We start from the raw sequence: 16,826 nt of genomic DNA, 5'->3' as shown, positions 1-16,826 counted from the left end.
AAACTGTAAACGATTCAGGGCTAGTTTTTGCCATTATTTTGTTATAATAGATAGCGAGGTATTCTATGAAGAAAATTGTATTTGTATGTTTGGGCAATATCTGCCGTAGTCCGATGGCAGAGTTTGTCATGAAGAGTTTAACAGACCAGCTGAAAATCGAGAGCCGGGCAACCTCAAGCTGGGAGCACGGCAATCCTATTCATCGGGGGACACAGGCTATTTTTAAGAAATATGCCATTTCTTATGATAGGAACAAGACTTCTCAGCAGATTTCGACAGCGGATTTTGCGGATTTTGACTACGTCATCGGTATGGATGAAAGCAATGTCCGAGATTTGAAGCGGATGGCGCCTGAGGATTTTCAGCATAAAATTTATCAGTTTGAAGAAGAAAGTGTGCCGGATCCTTGGTACACAGGAGATTTTGACCAAACCTATGATTTGGTCTTGGCTGGCTGCAAGAAGTGGCTAGAGCGTTTGGATGGATAGGAATATGGATAAAGTAAAAGAATTTTACGATAAATACAAGGTCTATCTGACCCGGCAGAATTTAGAACTCTTGGCTGTCACGGTCATTGTACTGTCAGCTATTCTGGTCTTTACTTCGGGGATTCCTGGTAAGGGCGTTTTAACGCTGGATCAGGGAAAGATCAAGTATGACGGAACCTTGGTTCGCGGGAAGATGAACGGTCAGGGGACTATGACTTTTCAAAATGGGGACAGTTATAGCGGTCAATTTCGCAATGGCATCTTTGACGGCAAAGGAATCTTTACCTCGCAGTCTGGCTGGAAATATGAAGGGGACTTCAGCAAGGGTCAGGCCGATGGACAAGGAAAGCTAACGACAGAAGGCAATGTCGTTTATGAAGGAACGTTTAAACAAGGAATTTATCAAAATGCGCATTAAATGGTTTTCGCTCGTCAGAATCACGGGGCTGCTTCTAGTTCTGCTTTATCATTACTTCCAGGGCGTTTTCCCTGGCGGTTTTATTGGCGTGGATATCTTCTTTACCTTTTCTGGCTTCTTGATTACCGCTTTGCTTATTGACGAGTTTGCCAAGAAGAAAGAAATCGATATCCAAGGCTTTTTCAAACGGCGTTTTTATCGGATTGTACCCCCTCTGGTCTTTATGATTTTGGTCGTTATGCCCTTTACCCTCTTGATTCGTAAGGATTTTGTGGCTGGGATTGGGACACAGATTGCGGCTGCTTTGGGCTTTGTGACCAACTTTTATGAAATGCTATCTGGCGGCAGTTATGAGAGTCAGTTTGTGCCGCACATCCTGATCCACACTTGGAGTCTGGCTTTAGAAGCGCACTATTATGTTCTTTGGGGCTTGGCTGCTTGGGGCTTGGGAAAGGTTGCCAAGTCAGCGGCCCGCTATCGCGGTATGATTGCGCTGGTTTCTGCAGGTCTCTTTTTAGTCAGCTTTGTATCAATGTTTGCTGGCGCTTTGACCACTAAGAATTTCTCTGATATTTATTTCTCAAGTTTGACCCACGTCTTTCCTTTCTTTGCAGGAAGCATCTTGGCTACCTTGTCTGGTGTCGGCCATGTCAGCAGTCGCTTTAAGATGCTGGAGCAAAAGCTGGCTCTCAAGCAAGTACTAGGGATTATGGGGGGCAGCGCAGCTGTTTTGCTTTTGCTCAGCTTCCTACTCAAGTTTGATAACCTTTGGACCTACCTGGTAGGATTCTTGATTTCGACTATTTTGGCCTGTCTGATGATTTTGGCTGCTAGGATGTTGCATGACAAGCTCCCTGATGTGAAGGAGCCTGGCATTGTCAACTTTATCGCAGATACTAGCTACGGTGTTTATCTCTTCCACTGGCCATTCTATATTATTTTTACCCAGCTGATGGGTAATGGTCTAGCTGTTCTCTTGACTACGCTGCTGTCTCTTACTTTTGCAGCTTTGTCTTTCTACATCTTGGAGCCAACTCTTGCTGGTCGCCAGCCAGTCATCATGGGCACCAAGATGGACCTGTCGTCTCTTACCAGACCAATCTTTTACAGCATGATTCCGCTGACTTTGATTATGTTCTTTATCTCGGTGACAGCGCCAAAGGTCGGAGCTTTTGAGGAAAGTTTGATTGTCAATGCTCTGAATCAAGCGGATACAAAGATGCAAACAACTCGCAGTCAGGTTGATCAGTCCAAGGCTACTGAGTACAATGTGGCGGACGGGATTACTATGATTGGTGACTCCGTTGCCCTACGCTCAAGCGAACAATTGCAGCAGATCTTGCCAGGAATCGAGCTAGACACTGTCGTTAGTCGCAGTCTGAGTACAGGCTTGGAGGTCTACAAGACAGATATTGCTAATAGAGTGCTGAAGAAGCAGGTTGTCCTGGCTCTTGGAACCAATTCGTCTGGTTATTCGAATGAACTTTTGGATGAGTATGTTTCCAGCCTGCCTAAGGGTCATCAACTGATCCTCGTGACCCCTTATGACGGTCGCTCAGAGGGCGGCGTCTTGGCCCAGCAGCGGGAGTATGAGCTAGAATTAGCCAAGAAGTATGACTATGTCTTTGTGGCCGACTGGCATCAAACTGCTATCGAAAATCCGCAGATTTGGGAAGGGACAGACTATGTCCACTTTGGCTCAAACTCAGAGTCCATCATTGAAGGGGGAACTCTCTATGCCAATACCATTAAGCAAGCCATAGATGAAGCAAATTCTGGTAATGTGAAACCATAAATAATCAGCTCGGTTCGTCCGAGCTTTTTATATCTAAGATAAGAAAGCGCTTTCAAATTTTATGTGAAAGTAAAAGTATGTGAAATCTCTAAAAAATAAAAAATTTTTTCACAAAAACTAAAAGAATAGGCAGTAAAATCAGTAGTTTTGTTATACAATTCACAAACTAATAGAGAAAAGTTTGTGAATGTTAAGTGAAAGTGTTTACAAAAATCATTAAATAGGTTATAATTAAATTGTGAAATATTTAACAAAGGTTAGTGTTCTTCGTCTAACCTAAGGCAAAACCATTGGAGGAATAGAATGGCTGAAAAGAAGAAAACGGTAGAACAAGAAGACAAGGCTTTGGCAGCGCAAAAGCATGTCGATGAATTGGTGCAAAAAGGTCTGGTTGCACTCGAGGAAATGAGAAAGCTGAATCAGGAACAGGTGGACTACATCGTAGCCAAGGCCTCTGTAGCAGCTTTGGATGCTCACGGTGAGTTGGCCCTGCACGCTTATGAAGAAACGGGTCGCGGAGTTTTTGAAGACAAGGCAACGAAAAACCTTTTCGCCTGTGAACACGTTGTGAATAATATGCGCCATACGAAGACAGTTGGCGTTATTGAAGAAGATGATGTAACTGGTTTGACCCTGATTGCGGAGCCAGTGGGTGTTGTCTGTGGAATTACTCCAACAACCAATCCAACTTCAACAGCTATTTTTAAGGCTTTGATTTCCTTGAAGACTCGTAATCCAATCATCTTTGCTTTCCACCCATCTGCTCAAGAATCATCTGCCCATGCAGCGCAAATCGTTCGTGATGCTGCGATTGCAGCAGGTGCGCCTGAAAACTGTGTGCAGTGGATTACAGCGCCATCTATGGAAGCAACTTCTGCGCTTATGAACCACGAAGGGATTGCAACAATCCTTGCGACAGGTGGTAATGCAATGGTGAAGGCAGCTTACTCATGTGGTAAGCCAGCTCTGGGGGTTGGTGCTGGAAACGTACCAGCTTATGTGGAAAAATCCGCTAATATCCGTCAAGCAGCGCACGATATCGTTATGTCTAAGTCCTTTGACAATGGTATGGTCTGTGCCTCTGAGCAAGCGGTTATCATTGATAAGGAAGTTTATGATGAATTTGTAGAAGAGTTCAAATCTTATCATACTTACTTTGTAAATAAGAAAGAAAAAGCTCTGTTGGAAGAATTCTGCTTCGGTGCTAAGGCAAACAGCAAAAACTGTGCCGGTGCTAAGCTCAATCCGGATATCGTTGGTAAGCCAGCTACTTGGATTGCAGAGCAGGCAGGCTTCAGCGTGCCAGAAGATACAAATATCTTGGCTGCAGAGTGTAAAGAAGTTGGTGAAAAGGAGCCATTGACACGCGAAAAACTGTCACCTGTCATCGCTGTTCTCAAGTCTGAATCCCGTGAAGACGGTGTTGAAAAGGCCCGTCAAATGGTAGAATTCCATGGTCTTGGTCACTCAGCTGCTATCCATACAGCGGACGAAGAGTTGACCAAGGAATTTGGTAAGGCTGTCCGTGCTATCCGTGTTATTTGCAACTCACCTTCTACTTTCGGCGGTATTGGGGATGTTTATAATGCCTTCCTGCCTTCACTGACTCTGGGCTGTGGATCTTATGGTCGCAACTCAGTTGGTGATAACGTTAGTGCTGTGAATCTCTTGAACATCAAAAAAGTAGGAAGACGTAGAAATAATATGCAATGGATGAAACTCCCTTCAAAAACTTACTTCGAGCGTGACTCTATCCAATATCTGCAAAAATGTCGCGATGTGGAACGTGTCATGATCGTAACAGACCATGCTATGGTAGAGCTTGGTTTCCTAGATCGTATCATCGAACAACTCGATCTTCGTCGTAATAAGGTTGTTTACCAAATCTTTGCAGATGTAGAGCCAGATCCAGATATCACAACAGTTGAACGTGGTACAGAGATTATGCGTACCTTCAAACCTGATACAATCATCGCGCTTGGTGGTGGTTCACCAATGGACGCAGCTAAAGTCATGTGGCTCTTCTATGAGCAACCAGAAGTGGACTTCCGTGACCTTGTGCAAAAATTCATGGATATCCGTAAACGTGCCTTCAAATTCCCGTTGCTTGGTAAGAAGACTAAGTTTATCGCAATTCCTACAACATCTGGTACAGGTTCAGAAGTGACACCATTTGCCGTTATCTCTGACAAGGCTAACAACCGTAAGTACCCAATCGCTGACTACTCTCTGACTCCAACTGTAGCCATTGTAGACCCAGCTCTGGTACTGACTGTTCCAGGATTTGTTGCAGCAGACACTGGTATGGACGTGCTGACTCACGCAACAGAAGCTTATGTATCTCAGATGGCAAGCGACTTTACGGATGGTTTGGCTCTCCAAGCAATCAAACTAGTCTTTGAAAACCTGGAAAGCTCTGTTAAGAATGCTGACTTCCACTCTCGCGAAAAGATGCACAATGCCTCTACTATCGCTGGTATGGCCTTTGCCAATGCCTTCTTGGGAATTTCCCACTCTATGGCCCATAAGATTGGTGCTCAGTTCCACACCATCCACGGTCGTACCAATGCGATCTTGCTGCCATATGTAATCCGCTACAACGGTACACGTCCAGCTAAGACAGCGACATGGCCTAAGTACAACTACTACCGTGCGGATGAGAAATACCAAGACATCGCTCGTATGCTTGGCTTGCCAGCTTCTACTCCAGAAGAAGGTGTTGAATCATTTGCGAAAGCTGTTTATGAACTGGGAGAACGTGTCGGTATCGAAATGAACTTCAAGGCTCAAGGTATTGACGAAAAAGAATGGAAAGAACATTCACGCGAATTGGCCTTCCTTGCCTATGAAGACCAATGTTCTCCAGCCAACCCACGCCTTCCAATGGTTGACCACATGCAGGAAATCATCGAAGACGCATACTATGGCTACAAGGAACGCCCCGGACGCCGCAAATAAGCGAGTAGCTTCCTCAATAAAAAATAAGACAGTCTGTCGGTCATCCCCTACCTTTGGTGGGGGATATTTCTATGTATCTTAGCGAGGCAAGACCGTCGGTCGAAGCTGAGCTTAGAGACATTGATGCTGAGGAGCGTAGTGACGTGAGTGCTAGATCTCTTAACGAAAAGAGCTTGCTGGGATAAAAAGACGTAAACCTTCTGACTACTTGTGATTGAGTGAGCTTTTGTGCTAAGATAGGGGGACAATGGAAAATAGGTAGAGGGCCCGACAAATTTCAGAAAAACAGAAAATCTATATATTAACCTATTGAAGATTTCCTCTTTCTATGGTATGATGAAAGAGGTTTCAAGAATCGTTGGGAGGATAAGACATGAAAAACCCTACTTTACTTAAAGAAATGTTAGATTATCGCGGAAGAGATGAAATGCCCGACGATTTTGATACCTTTTGGAATAAACAAGTGGCAGAAGTGGAAGTGCCTCAGGACTACCAGTTGCTGGAAAAAGATTTTCAAATTGCATATGCGACTTGCTATGAGCTAACCTTCAAGTCTGGAAACGGTGGGCAAATCTATGCTAAGCTAGTTGTGCCTAAGTTATCAGAAAAAGTTCCGGTATTGTTTCATTTCCATGGTTATATGGGGCAGGGCTGGGATTGGGCTGATATGCTGGCCTATACGGCAGCGGGCTGGGGTGTGGTGTCGATGGATGTGCGAGGTCAGTCTGGCTATTCACTGGATGGTAATAGAGAAGTCCGCGGCAATACTGTTAAAGGACATATTATCCGTGGGGCTCTGGATGGACCGGATCAGCTCTTTTTCAAGGATGTCTATCTGGATGTTTACACCTTGGTCGAGCTAGTGGCTGGTTTGGACTTTGTGGATGAAAACTGTTTGTCTAGTTTTGGTGGTTCACAGGGCGGAGCCTTGGCTTTGGTAGCAGCTGCTTTAAATTCTCGGATTAAGCAGACTGTAGCTATCTATCCCTTCCTTGCTGACTTTAGACGGGTTTTGGAGATTGGCAATACCAGTGAAGCCTATGATGAGCTCTTTCGTTATTTCAAATTCCATGATCCTTTTCATGAGACAGAAGAGCAGTTGTTGCAGACACTTGCTTATATTGACGTGAAAAATCTGGCCCATCGTATTAGCTGTCCAGTGCAGATGATTATTGGCCTGGAGGATGATGTTTGCTATCCTATCACGCAGTTTGCCATTTATAACTGTTTGGGTGGAGAAAAGGAGTATCATCTTCTGCCTGAGTATGGGCATGAGGCTATGAATGTTCGTGTCAGCGATACTGTCTTTAACTGGCTCTGCGGAACCAAAATAAAAAGACTTTCTCTCGTTTCGAACTTTAAATCCGAGAGATAATATTCGTCCCCCCTTTGGGGCTAGGCCTTTGCCTAGCCCTTTTTACTTCCCTGAGGGAGCATAGAAATGAGAATCTTTTTAGAAGTTTGCTTGCTCTTTCATTGACTTTTCTACAAAACGGAATCCTGAAAGTACTTTCAGGAATTTCTGTTTTTCTGGAAAATTCGGAAACTAAAATCTAAATCTCAAACAATATTGAAAGCGCTTTAAAAATTATTTATAATAACATTATGAAATACTCGAGTTAAAAAATGGAGTCTAGGATAAGGAAGTAAAAATATTTGTTTGCGGCCTTCTTCCCTGCTCCACCTGAGGTCTTAGGTAGTTGTTAGACTATCTGATCAGACCGATGTCTTACGAAAGGAGATTGTATATTCATGTCACAGATTTTAAAAGATGACTTGATAGCCAAGATTAAAGACGGCATCATTGTTTCTTGTCAAGCCTTGCCCCAGGAGCCGCTTTATACTGAAGCTGGAGGAGTCATTCCTCTCTTGGCCAAGGCTGCTGAGCAGGGCGGTGCTGTTGGTATTCGAGCTAATAGCGTTCGCGATATTCGGGAGATCAAGGAAGTAACTTCTCTGCCCATCATCGGAATTATCAAACGCGACTATCCGCCACAAGAGCCTTTTATCACGGCTACCATGCGGGAAGTGGATGAGTTGGCTGCTCTGGATATTGAAGTCATTGCTCTGGACTGTACCAAGCGGGAGCGCCATGATGGCCTGACAATTGCGGATTTCATCAAGCAGGTCAAGGTCAAGTATCCTCATCAGCTATTGATGGCAGATATCAGTACCTATGAGGAAGCTGCTGCTGCTGTAGAAGCTGGTGTAGACTTTGTCGGCACTACCTTGTCGGGCTACACTTCCTACAGCCCCAAGGTTGACGGACCGGACATTGAGCTCATTCGCCGCTTGTGCCAAGCAGGCTTTGATGTCATCGCTGAAGGAAAGATTCACTATCCGAGTCAAGCCAAGCAGATACATGATTTGGGTGTAAGAGGCATCGTTGTCGGCGGAGCCATTACTCGGCCTAAAGAAATTACAGAGCGCTTTGTTGCAGGATTAAAATAAGTGAGGTAGATGAATGACAACCTTAACACTAAATAAACTATATAAAAAATATCCTAATAGTGATTTTTACTCTGTTGAAAATTTTGATTTGGATATTAAGGATAAGGAGTTTATCGTTTTTGTAGGACCTTCCGGATGCGGAAAATCAACAACCTTGCGAATGATTGCAGGACTTGAGGATATCACAGAAGGGGAGCTCTATATTGATCAAAATCTTGTCAATGACATTGCTCCTAAAGATCGGGATATCGCCATGGTTTTTCAAAATTATGCCCTTTATCCTCACATGACTGTTTATGACAATATGGCATTCGGACTTAAGCTTCGCAAGTATGACAAGGCTGATATTGACAAAAGAGTTCAGGAAGCAGCGGAAATCCTTGGGCTGAAAGAGCTGCTGGATCGTAAACCAGCCGACTTGTCTGGTGGTCAGCGCCAGCGGGTAGCTATGGGGCGGGCGATTGTCCGTGATGCCAAAGTCTTCCTTATGGATGAGCCCTTGTCTAACTTGGATGCTAAGCTGCGCGTGTCCATGCGGGCAGAAATCGCAAAAATTCATCGCCGTATCGGAGCGACGACAATCTATGTAACCCACGACCAGACCGAGGCCATGACCTTGGCTGACCGCATCGTTATCATGTCAGCTACTAAGAACGAAGCAGGAACAGGTACTATCGGCCGAATTGAGCAAATCGGTACGCCTCAGGAACTTTATAACGAACCAGCTAATAAATTTGTGGCAGGTTTTATCGGCAGTCCAGCCATGAATTTCTTTGAAGTGAACTTAGAGGGCAATCAGCTTACAGATGGACAAGGTTTTGCTGTTGGACTCCCAGACGGTCAGCGTAAAATCCTAGAAGAAAAAGGATATCAAGGAAAGAAAGTGATACTGGGCATTCGACCAGAGGATATCTCAGCTGAGTTGATAGTGGAAGATACTTTTCCAGATAGCACTGTAGATGCTGAAGTCACCGTTTCTGAGTTACTAGGCAGCGAGTCTGTTCTCTATTGTAAGGCTGGCGTACAAGAATTTTCAGCCAAAGTGGAAGCTTCTAACTATTTGGAGCCTGGCTCTAAGATTCGCTTTACCTTTAAGATGCCTAAGGCTCATATATTTGATTTTGATAGTCAGGAGCGAATCAAAATCTAAGAATTTTAAACAAAAATGAAAACGCTATCTATAAAAAGAGAATTATTAAAAGGGAGTGAATTTATCGAGTTAAGGTTCTAAAAATGCTTATTTACTGTTCTGAATAAGCAGTAAAACAAGAAGGACTAACAGGTCCATGTCTGTCACCAGGTCCAATCCTTACTTGAAACTGGAAAAACAAAGACAAATAAGTCTCTCGGTTTTTGGAAAGAAAAGGACTAGATTCAAGAGAAATCCATTTTTAAGGAGAAAAGAATATGAAATTCGGAAAATTATTCGCATCGTTATTGACAGGTGCTGCGATTGTTTCTTTAGCAGCTTGTGGAAACAGTGGCGGATCAGATAAAACAGCTAGCTCTGGCAGTAATTCTGGCAAAACAGAGATTACTTGGTGGGCTTTCCCAGTCTTCACACAGGAAAATGCTAACGATGGTGTTGGAACTTATGAAAAATCAATTATCGAGGCTTTTGAAAAAGCGAACCCAGATATTCATGTCAATCTAGAAACTATTGACTTTAAATCTGGTCCTGAAAAGATTACGACCGCTATCGAAGCAGGCACAGCACCAGATGTTTTGTTTGATGCACCAGGTCGGATTATTCAGTATGGAAAAAATGGTAAATTAGCTGATTTGAATGATCTCTTTACTGATGACTTTGTCAAAGATGTCAATAATGATAACATTATCCAAGCTAGCAAGGCAGGAGACAAGGCTTACATGTATCCTATCAGCTCTGCTCCATTCTATATGGCTTTCAATAAGAAAATGTTGGAAGATGCCGGTGTAGCAAATCTTGTCAAGGAAGGCTGGACAACATCTGATTTTGAAAAAGTGCTGAAAGCTCTGAAAGATAAAGGCTACACTCCAGGTTCCCTCTTTAGTAATGGTCAAGGTGGTGACCAAGGAACTCGTGCCTTCATCGCTAATCTTTACGGCGGATCTATTACAGACGAAAAAGTTACCAAATACACAACTGACGATCCTAAGTTTGTCAAAGGACTGGAAAAAGCAGTTGGTTGGATTAACGACGGTTTGATGATGAACGGCTCTCAATATGATGGTGGAGCAGATATTCAAAACTTTGCTAACGGCCAAACATCCTACACTCTTCTTTGGGCTCCTTCTCAAAATGGTATTCAAGCACAACTTTTAGAAGCCAGCAAAGTCGATGTGGTGGAAGTACCGTTCCCATCAGAATCTGGCAAACCAGCTCTTGAATATCTTGTAAACGGATTTGCAGTCTTTAACAATAAAGATGAAAAGAAAGTAGCAGCTTCTAAGAAGTTCGTCCAATTTATCGCTGATGACAAAGAGTGGGGACCTAAGAATGTAGTTCGCACAGGTGCTTTCCCAGTTCGTACTTCATTTGGAAAACTCTATGATGATAAACGTATGGAAACCATCAGTGGCTGGACTCAGTACTATTCACCATATTACAACACGATTGATGGCTTTGCTGAAATGAGAACCCTTTGGTTCCCAATGCTCCAATCTGTATCCAATGGTGATGAAAAGGTTGAACCTGCTTTGAAGACATTTACAGAAAAAGCAAACGAAACAATTACTAAAAAATAAGCAAATGTGAAATCCTCCCCTTTTTCTGTTGACAGTTTCTAGAGGTAGAAAAAGGGGGATTTTGTTAGAAAATCTTGAAAGAGGGGTACCTCATTGTGAAAGTCAATAAAATCAGAATGAAAGAAACCCTAGTATCATACGCGTTTTTAGCTCCAATACTGATATTTTTCACGGTATTTGTCTTGGCACCTATGATTATGGGTTTTGTTACTAGTTTTTTTAACTATACGATGACCTCCTTTACTTTTGTCGGATTTGATAATTATATTCGGATGTTTAAAGATCCGGTCTTTATGAAATCGCTGATTAATACGGTCATTATCGTGGTCGGCTCTGTGCCGATTGTAGTTCTCTTCTCTTTGTTTGTGGCTTCGCAGACTTATGAGATGAATGCTGTCTCTCGTTCCTTTTACCGTTTTGTATTCTTCCTGCCAGTTGTTACAGGGAGCGTAGCTGTGACGGTCGTATGGAAATGGATCTACGATCCGCTGTCTGGTATTTTGAACTTTGTTTTGAAGTCAGGCCATGTCATCAATCAAAATATTTCTTGGCTTGGGGATAAACATTGGGCATTGCTAGCGATTATCATTATTCTCTTAACAACTTCTGTGGGCCAGCCTATCATTCTCTATATCGCAGCTATGGGAAATATTGACAATTCTCTAGTTGAGGCTGCGCGAGTGGATGGTGCAACAGAAATGCAAGTCTTCTGGAAGATCAAATGGCCTAGCCTGCTTCCAACAACCCTTTACATTGCTATCATTACTACGATTAACTCATTCCAGTGTTTTGCCTTGATTCAGCTCTTGACATCAGGCGGACCTAATTATTCAACCAGTACGCTCATGTACTATCTGTATGAAAAAGCCTTCAAGTTATCTGAATACGGCTATGCTAATACCATGGGAGTCTTTTTAGCAGTCATGATTGCCATCATCAGCTTTGCCCAATTCAAGATTCTTGGAAACGATGTAGAATACTAGAGAAAGGAGAAAGAAGATGCAAACTAAAAAAATGAATGTTTTTAAGGTGGTATCAGGCTTTGTTCTGGCCATACTAACCATCCTCTTTGTCTTTCCTTTCTATTGGATTTTGACAGGAGCTTTCAAGTCTCAACCAGCAACGATTGTCATTCCGCCAGAATGGTGGCCAAAAATGCCAACGGTTGAAAACTTCCAGCAATTGATGGTGCAAAATCCAGCAATGCAATGGATGTGGAATAGTGTTTTCATTTCGCTTGCGACCATGTTTTTGGTCTGCGCCACGTCTTCTTTGGCAGGATATGTTTTGGCCAAGAAGCGGTTCTATGGTCAACGGATTCTTTTTGCCATCTTCATTGCGGCCATGGCTTTGCCTAAGCAAGTAGTACTGGTACCACTAGTGCGTATTGTTAATTTCATGGGAATTCACGATACCTTGGCTGCAGTAATCTTACCGTTGGTTGGCTGGCCTTTCGGAGTTTTTCTAATGAAGCAGTTCAGTGAAAACATCCCGACAGAGCTTCTTGAGTCTGCTAAAATCGACGGTTGTGGCGAAATCCGGACTTTCTGGAGTGTTGCTTTCCCGATTGTCAAACCGGGCTTTGCGGCTCTAGCTATTTTCACCTTTATCAATACTTGGAACGACTACTTTATGCAATTGGTTATGTTGACATCTCGCCAAAATCTGACAATCTCGCTCGGGGTTGCGACTATGCAGGCTGAAATGGCAACTAACTATGGCCTCATTATGGCTGGAGCAGCTTTGGCTGCAGTGCCAATTGTGGCAGTCTTCCTCATCTTCCAAAAATCCTTCACACAAGGAATCACTATGGGAGCTGTTAAAGGATAAAAATATGATTTTTGATCAATTAGAGAATCTCGTTCGCTATCGAGGGATTCACAAAAATATCGATACAGCCATTGATTATTTCCTGAGTCACAATGTATCTAATCTAAACTCAGGGCGCTATGAAGTAGATGGTGATAAGGTCTTCTTCTTTTTGCAGGAAAATACTCTCAGTCAGCAGCAAGAGGAAAGCTTTGAATTTCACCAGAGATACTTGGACCTGCACTTTCTTTTGGAAGGGCATGAGCTGATCCAATACGGCTGTCAGATTAGAGAAGTTCAGGAAGCCTATGATGAAGGGCGAGATATTGGTTTTGTTGTTTGCGAACAGACTTATCCGCTCTTGTTAGACGGTTTCAATTTTGCTGCTTTTTTGCCAGAAGAAGCCCACCAGCCTAATCAATTTGCTGGCAGAGAAGAGACAGTTAAAAAGTGTGTGTTTAAAGTTTTATTGGATTAATATTTAAAAAGGAGGCTAGCAATGGATAAAAGAGGTACCCGATTGATAGAGACTATTTTTGATACGGATAATTTCTTTATGCAGATTTGTGAGAAAATCCTTGATTTAGCGACAGTAAACTTGCTTTTTCTGCTGACATCTCTGCCTCTTCTAACCATCGGTATTGCGAAGCTAAGCCTCTATCAAACTCTTTTTGAAATCAAAGGCGGTCGTCGTGTAAAAGTAACGGCTGTCTATATCAAGGCCTTCCGAGAAAATTGGCAGCTGGGCTTCAAACTAGGCCTGCTGGAGCTGATGCTGTCTGCTATCAGTATTTTTGACCTCCTTCTTATCTGGGGTCAGGAGGCTCTGCCTTTTCAAATCCTGAAAGTTGCCTGCTTTGCTCTTCTTATCTTTACAACAGCGCTCTTTCTGTGTGTTTATCCGCTGGCTGGCCGATTTGAGCAGTCTCTCATAGGTGGGTTACAGACTAGTCTAGTTTTGCTCAGTCTTAACTTTCCTTGGTTTTTCCTGATGATAGCCATTCTAGTAGCAATTTTGACAGTGCTTCTTAGTTCAGGACTTCTGCTTTTACTAGGGCTATCGCTCTTTGTTTTAATCGGTTTTGCTGGATTGGCCTTCACGCAGATTACTGTTTTAGAGAAGATTTTTGCCAAATACGAAAGGCCTTAATTTATAGAAATTCTAGATTTGGAGATAAAAGAAAATGAAAAATATGACCAAATACCAAGGAGTCATTCCTGCTTTCTACGCCTGCTATGACGAAGAAGGTGAAATCAGCCCGGAGCGGACTCGTGCTTTAGTGGAATATTTCATCGCCAAGGGCGTGCAAGGTCTTTATGTCAACGGTTCTTCGGGAGAGTGTATCTATCTGAGTGTAGAAGACCGAAAACGGGTTCTAGAAGAAGTGATGAAAGTTGTTAAGGGGCGTCTGACCATCATTGCCCACGTGGCTTGCAACAATACTAAAGACAGCGTGGAGCTGGCTCGTCATGCGGAAAGTTTGGGTGTGGATGCTATTGCCGCTATTCCGCCGATTTATTTCCGTTTGCCAGAGTATTCGGTTGCCCAATATTGGAATGACATCAGTGCGGCGGCGCCTAATACTGATTTCGTGATTTACAATATCCCTCAGCTGGCTGGTGTAGCCTTGACTCCTAGTCTTTACAAGGAAATGCTCAAGAATGAGCGCGTGATTGGTGTGAAGAACTCTTCAATGCCGGTGCAGGATATTCAGACCTTTGTAGCTCTTGGTGGAGAAGATCATGTAGTCTTTAATGGTCCAGATGAGCAATTCTTAGGTGGCCGTCTTATGGGTGCTGCAGCCGGTATCGGTGGTACATACGGAGCTATGCCAGAACTCTTTCTCAAACTCAATCAACTGATTGCTGATAAGGAATTGGAACGTGCTAAAGAGTTGCAATATGCGATAAATGCCATCATCGGAAAATTAACCAGCGCCCATGGCAATATGTACGCTGTTATTAAGGGTGTTTTGGAAATTAACGAAGACTTGACCATCGGATCTGTCCGCTCTCCTCTGACACCAGTGCAGGAAAGTGATCGGCCAATTGTGGAAGAAGCTGCTCAGTTGATTAGACAAACCAAGGAGCAATTTTTATAAGCAACAGGATAAACACTAGAGAGAAGGTGTGCTATGAAACACTATGTTGCTATTGATATTGGCGGCACCAATATCAAGTATGGCTTAATCAACGAGGCGGAAACCTTGGTGGAAGCACATGAAATGCCGACGGAGGCCCACAAAGGCGGTCCGGGAATTATGCAGAAAGTTGAAAGCATTGTTGCAGGCTATTTAGAAAAAGGACCTATTGCTGGGATTTGTATTTCTTCAGCTGGCATGGTGGATCCAGATAAGGGTGAAATTTTCTATGCTGGGCCACAGATTCCTAATTATGCTGGCACCCAGTTCAAAAAAGTCCTGGAAGAAAAATTCTCCCTGCCTTGTGAGATTGAAAATGATGTCAACTGTGCTGGCCTGGCGGAGGCTATGTCGGGCAGCGGCAAGGGAGCCAAGATTGCCCTTTGTTTGACGATTGGTACAGGTATTGGAGGCTGTCTAGTCGTAGATGGTCAAGTCTTCCATGGTTTTAGTAACTCTGCTTGTGAGGTCGGTTACCTGCATCTACCAGACGGAGCCTTTCAGGATGTGGCATCTACAACTGCTTTAGTCAATTATGTGGCTGAGCTACACGGAGAAGACGCAGAGCATTGGAATGGCCGTCGGATTTTCAAAGAAGCAACTGAGGGCAATAAACTCTGTATCGAGGGCATCGATCGCATGGTTGGCTATCTAGGTCAAGGAATTGCCAATATCTGCTATGTTGTTAATCCAGAAGTTGTTATCCTAGGAGGCGGCATTATGGGACAAGAAGCTATTCTTAGACCGCGTATTCAGGCGGTTTTGCAGGATGCTTTGGTTCCAAGTATTGCTGACAAAACCAAACTGGCCTTTGCTCATCATCAAAATACTGCGGGTATGTTTGGAGCCTACTATCATTTCAAAAATAGACAAGCTTAACCTGAGATTTTTCTCAGGTTCCTTGTCTTTCAAGAGGAAAATCAAATGGCAGAAAGAAGTTTCATTCAGGAAGCCGCTCAGCTTCTAGGTTCCTTGATGGAAGATTTTCAAAAGAAGACAATTCAATCAAATGATGAAATCCGCTTTTACGAGTGTTTAGCAGAAGTTTTAAGGAATTTGGAGAAAACCAAAGTCCTGGATAACCGTCTTCTCATTGCTCTTGAAAGCTTCCATAAAAGTGCTAGTTTTTTAATTGGTCTTAGTAGCCTCAAACTGGATCGGTCTACTTATCAAAAGTGGCGTGCCTACGATGCCTTTCATATGGAAAAAGTTCAGCCCCAATTAGAAATCTACGGGCCAATCCTTCCCTTGTGAAAAAAAGAGGAAAACGTTAGACCAAAAAAGAAAACGAGTCAGAAAATCCTGATTCGTTTTTATCTTTTATGGGTATTGCGACGGTAATAGCCATTCAATTTCTGATTTTCCCAAAAGCTGTTAAAGATTCTTTCTTTCTTCTCGCGGTTAATCTCTAGGAAAAAGGCATAGATGAGGTCAATCATGAGAAGCATGGGGAATTGTGCGGAAATCCGCAAGATAAACTCAGGCTTGCTTTGAAGAGCAACAGGAACGACTTCAGTGAAGTCTTCTTGAATCTTTTCAGGCTGTCCTGTCACCAAGATGGTTTTTGCTCCCATATTTTTAGCGTCAATCAAGCTGTCAATGATAGACTGGGTCTGTCCGGATAGAGAAAATCCGATAACGAGGCAGTTCTTGTCCAGAATACTAGTTGTCCAAGCGAAGCCATCTTGGTCAGTTAGGGCTTCACAAACGACTCCTAGTCTCATGAAGCGTAGCTTCATATCACGTGCTACTAAGCCTGAGCTCCCTGTTCCAAAGAAATAAACACGGTCGGCCTCTTCTATGATTTGAGCCACTCGCTTCAGCTTTTCCTCATCTATCAGTTCTTTTGTCTGCTGGTGGATTTGATTGTAGTTGTACAAGACATGACGGGATAAGCTGCTTTGCATATTATCTGACTCGGTTTGCGCCTTTTGTAGGTCCTGTAAATATTGAAAGTTAAATTCCCGATAACCTTTAAAGCCACATTTTTTGGCGAAACGGGTCAAGGCTGCTTGAGAAATGTGCAAGGTTTGAGCGAC

16 protein-coding genes and 1 pseudogene are annotated in these 16,826 nt (G+C 43.2%); 16 read left to right on the top strand and 1 reads right to left on the bottom strand.

Annotated elements, in window-relative coordinates; all coding sequences use genetic code 11:
* Nucleotides 1-65 precede the first annotated feature (65 nt).
* From RWX26_RS08865 to RWX26_RS08795, 16 genes and pseudogenes are all read left to right on the top strand, one after another.
* Nucleotides 66-488: a low molecular weight protein-tyrosine-phosphatase gene (locus RWX26_RS08865; protein ID WP_314580988.1), complete on the top strand. Its 423-nt coding sequence runs from the start codon at nucleotides 66-68 to the stop codon at nucleotides 486-488.
* Nucleotides 481-906, top strand: coding sequence for an MORN repeat-containing protein (locus tag RWX26_RS08860; RefSeq protein ID WP_268685058.1), 426 nt, complete (start codon nucleotides 481-483; stop codon nucleotides 904-906). Before RWX26_RS08865 ends, RWX26_RS08860 begins: the two co-directional genes overlap by 8 nt.
* On the top strand, nucleotides 896-2,701 hold the full coding sequence (locus RWX26_RS08855; protein WP_314581072.1) for an acyltransferase family protein: 1,806 nt from the start codon (nucleotides 896-898) through the stop codon (nucleotides 2,699-2,701). The genes RWX26_RS08860 and RWX26_RS08855 overlap by 11 nt, the downstream gene beginning before the upstream one ends.
* Before the next feature lie 303 nt (nucleotides 2,702-3,004).
* Nucleotides 3,005-5,659: a bifunctional acetaldehyde-CoA/alcohol dehydrogenase gene (gene adhE, locus RWX26_RS08850; RefSeq protein WP_314580983.1), complete on the top strand. Its 2,655-nt coding sequence runs from the start codon at nucleotides 3,005-3,007 to the stop codon at nucleotides 5,657-5,659.
* Between the two features lie 80 nt (nucleotides 5,660-5,739).
* Nucleotides 5,740-5,844 (top strand): annotated as a pseudogene (locus RWX26_RS11215) (shikimate dehydrogenase); the annotation flags it as partial.
* 188 nt (nucleotides 5,845-6,032) lie between these two features.
* Nucleotides 6,033-7,034, top strand: coding sequence for an acetylxylan esterase (locus RWX26_RS08845; RefSeq protein WP_125401707.1), 1,002 nt, complete (start codon nucleotides 6,033-6,035; stop codon nucleotides 7,032-7,034).
* A gap of 377 nt (nucleotides 7,035-7,411) precedes the next feature.
* Nucleotides 7,412-8,110 carry an N-acetylmannosamine-6-phosphate 2-epimerase gene (locus tag RWX26_RS08840; protein ID WP_125401708.1) on the top strand — a complete coding sequence of 233 codons (699 nt, stop codon included), beginning with the start codon at nucleotides 7,412-7,414 and terminating at the stop codon, nucleotides 8,108-8,110.
* A 13-nt stretch (nucleotides 8,111-8,123) separates the two neighbouring features.
* The gene (locus RWX26_RS08835; protein WP_002931787.1) at nucleotides 8,124-9,260 is read left to right on the top strand and encodes an ABC transporter ATP-binding protein; all 1,137 of its coding nucleotides are present in this window, start codon (nucleotides 8,124-8,126) and stop codon (nucleotides 9,258-9,260) included.
* Between the two features lie 257 nt (nucleotides 9,261-9,517).
* The gene (locus RWX26_RS08830; protein ID WP_002926440.1) at nucleotides 9,518-10,837 is read left to right on the top strand and encodes an ABC transporter substrate-binding protein; all 1,320 of its coding nucleotides are present in this window, start codon (nucleotides 9,518-9,520) and stop codon (nucleotides 10,835-10,837) included.
* Between the two features lie 95 nt (nucleotides 10,838-10,932).
* A complete protein-coding gene (locus tag RWX26_RS08825) occupies nucleotides 10,933-11,820 on the top strand; it encodes a carbohydrate ABC transporter permease (RefSeq protein ID WP_032906291.1) in 888 nt (295 codons plus the stop codon).
* Between the two features lie 16 nt (nucleotides 11,821-11,836).
* Entirely contained in the window at nucleotides 11,837-12,667 is an 831-nt protein-coding gene (locus tag RWX26_RS08820; protein ID WP_002905745.1) for a carbohydrate ABC transporter permease, read from the top strand.
* Between the two features lie 4 nt (nucleotides 12,668-12,671).
* Complete coding sequence (locus RWX26_RS08815; RefSeq protein ID WP_314580976.1) at nucleotides 12,672-13,124, top strand: YhcH/YjgK/YiaL family protein; 453 nt, start codon at nucleotides 12,672-12,674, stop codon at nucleotides 13,122-13,124.
* 21 nt (nucleotides 13,125-13,145) lie between these two features.
* Nucleotides 13,146-13,796 carry a DUF624 domain-containing protein gene (locus RWX26_RS08810; RefSeq protein ID WP_125340220.1) on the top strand — a complete coding sequence of 217 codons (651 nt, stop codon included), beginning with the start codon at nucleotides 13,146-13,148 and terminating at the stop codon, nucleotides 13,794-13,796.
* 34 nt (nucleotides 13,797-13,830) lie between these two features.
* The gene (locus RWX26_RS08805) at nucleotides 13,831-14,748 is read left to right on the top strand and encodes an N-acetylneuraminate lyase (RefSeq protein ID WP_314580972.1); all 918 of its coding nucleotides are present in this window, start codon (nucleotides 13,831-13,833) and stop codon (nucleotides 14,746-14,748) included.
* Nucleotides 14,749-14,781: 33 nt separating this feature from the next.
* The gene (locus tag RWX26_RS08800; protein WP_314580970.1) at nucleotides 14,782-15,666 is read left to right on the top strand and encodes an ROK family protein; all 885 of its coding nucleotides are present in this window, start codon (nucleotides 14,782-14,784) and stop codon (nucleotides 15,664-15,666) included.
* A 45-nt stretch (nucleotides 15,667-15,711) separates the two neighbouring features.
* Complete coding sequence (locus tag RWX26_RS08795; RefSeq protein WP_314580968.1) at nucleotides 15,712-16,041, top strand: DNA helicase; 330 nt, start codon at nucleotides 15,712-15,714, stop codon at nucleotides 16,039-16,041.
* A gap of 59 nt (nucleotides 16,042-16,100) precedes the next feature.
* Here RWX26_RS08795 and RWX26_RS08790 read toward each other — a convergent pair.
* On the bottom strand, nucleotides 16,101-16,826 hold a 726-nt coding region (locus RWX26_RS08790; RefSeq protein WP_314580966.1), incomplete at its 5' end, for a MurR/RpiR family transcriptional regulator.

Source organism: uncultured Streptococcus sp., assembly GCF_963536705.1.
In the GTDB taxonomy this organism is placed as follows: domain Bacteria; phylum Bacillota; class Bacilli; order Lactobacillales; family Streptococcaceae; genus Streptococcus.
Note: the sequence above shows the minus strand (reverse complement) of the source record. Positions and strands in the feature narration are given on the sequence as shown.

Bases quoted from the DNA above. Each gene is read 5' to 3' on its own strand.
- RWX26_RS08865 (WP_314580988.1), top strand. From the start codon at position 66: ATGAAGAAAATTGTATTTGTATGTTTGGGCAATATCTGCCGTAGTCCG.
- RWX26_RS08860 (WP_268685058.1), top strand. From the start codon at position 481: ATGGATAGGAATATGGATAAAGTAAAAGAATTTTACGATAAATACAAG.
- RWX26_RS08855 (WP_314581072.1), top strand. From the start codon at position 896: ATGCGCATTAAATGGTTTTCGCTCGTCAGAATCACGGGGCTGCTTCTA.
- adhE (WP_314580983.1), top strand. From the start codon at position 3,005: ATGGCTGAAAAGAAGAAAACGGTAGAACAAGAAGACAAGGCTTTGGCA.
- RWX26_RS08845 (WP_125401707.1), top strand. From the start codon at position 6,033: ATGAAAAACCCTACTTTACTTAAAGAAATGTTAGATTATCGCGGAAGA.
- RWX26_RS08840 (WP_125401708.1), top strand. From the start codon at position 7,412: ATGTCACAGATTTTAAAAGATGACTTGATAGCCAAGATTAAAGACGGC.
- RWX26_RS08835 (WP_002931787.1), top strand. From the start codon at position 8,124: ATGACAACCTTAACACTAAATAAACTATATAAAAAATATCCTAATAGT.
- RWX26_RS08830 (WP_002926440.1), top strand. From the start codon at position 9,518: ATGAAATTCGGAAAATTATTCGCATCGTTATTGACAGGTGCTGCGATT.
- RWX26_RS08820 (WP_002905745.1), top strand. From the start codon at position 11,837: ATGCAAACTAAAAAAATGAATGTTTTTAAGGTGGTATCAGGCTTTGTT.
- RWX26_RS08815 (WP_314580976.1), top strand. From the start codon at position 12,672: ATGATTTTTGATCAATTAGAGAATCTCGTTCGCTATCGAGGGATTCAC.
- RWX26_RS08810 (WP_125340220.1), top strand. From the start codon at position 13,146: ATGGATAAAAGAGGTACCCGATTGATAGAGACTATTTTTGATACGGAT.
- RWX26_RS08805 (WP_314580972.1), top strand. From the start codon at position 13,831: ATGAAAAATATGACCAAATACCAAGGAGTCATTCCTGCTTTCTACGCC.
- RWX26_RS08800 (WP_314580970.1), top strand. From the start codon at position 14,782: ATGAAACACTATGTTGCTATTGATATTGGCGGCACCAATATCAAGTAT.
- RWX26_RS08795 (WP_314580968.1), top strand. From the start codon at position 15,712: ATGGCAGAAAGAAGTTTCATTCAGGAAGCCGCTCAGCTTCTAGGTTCC.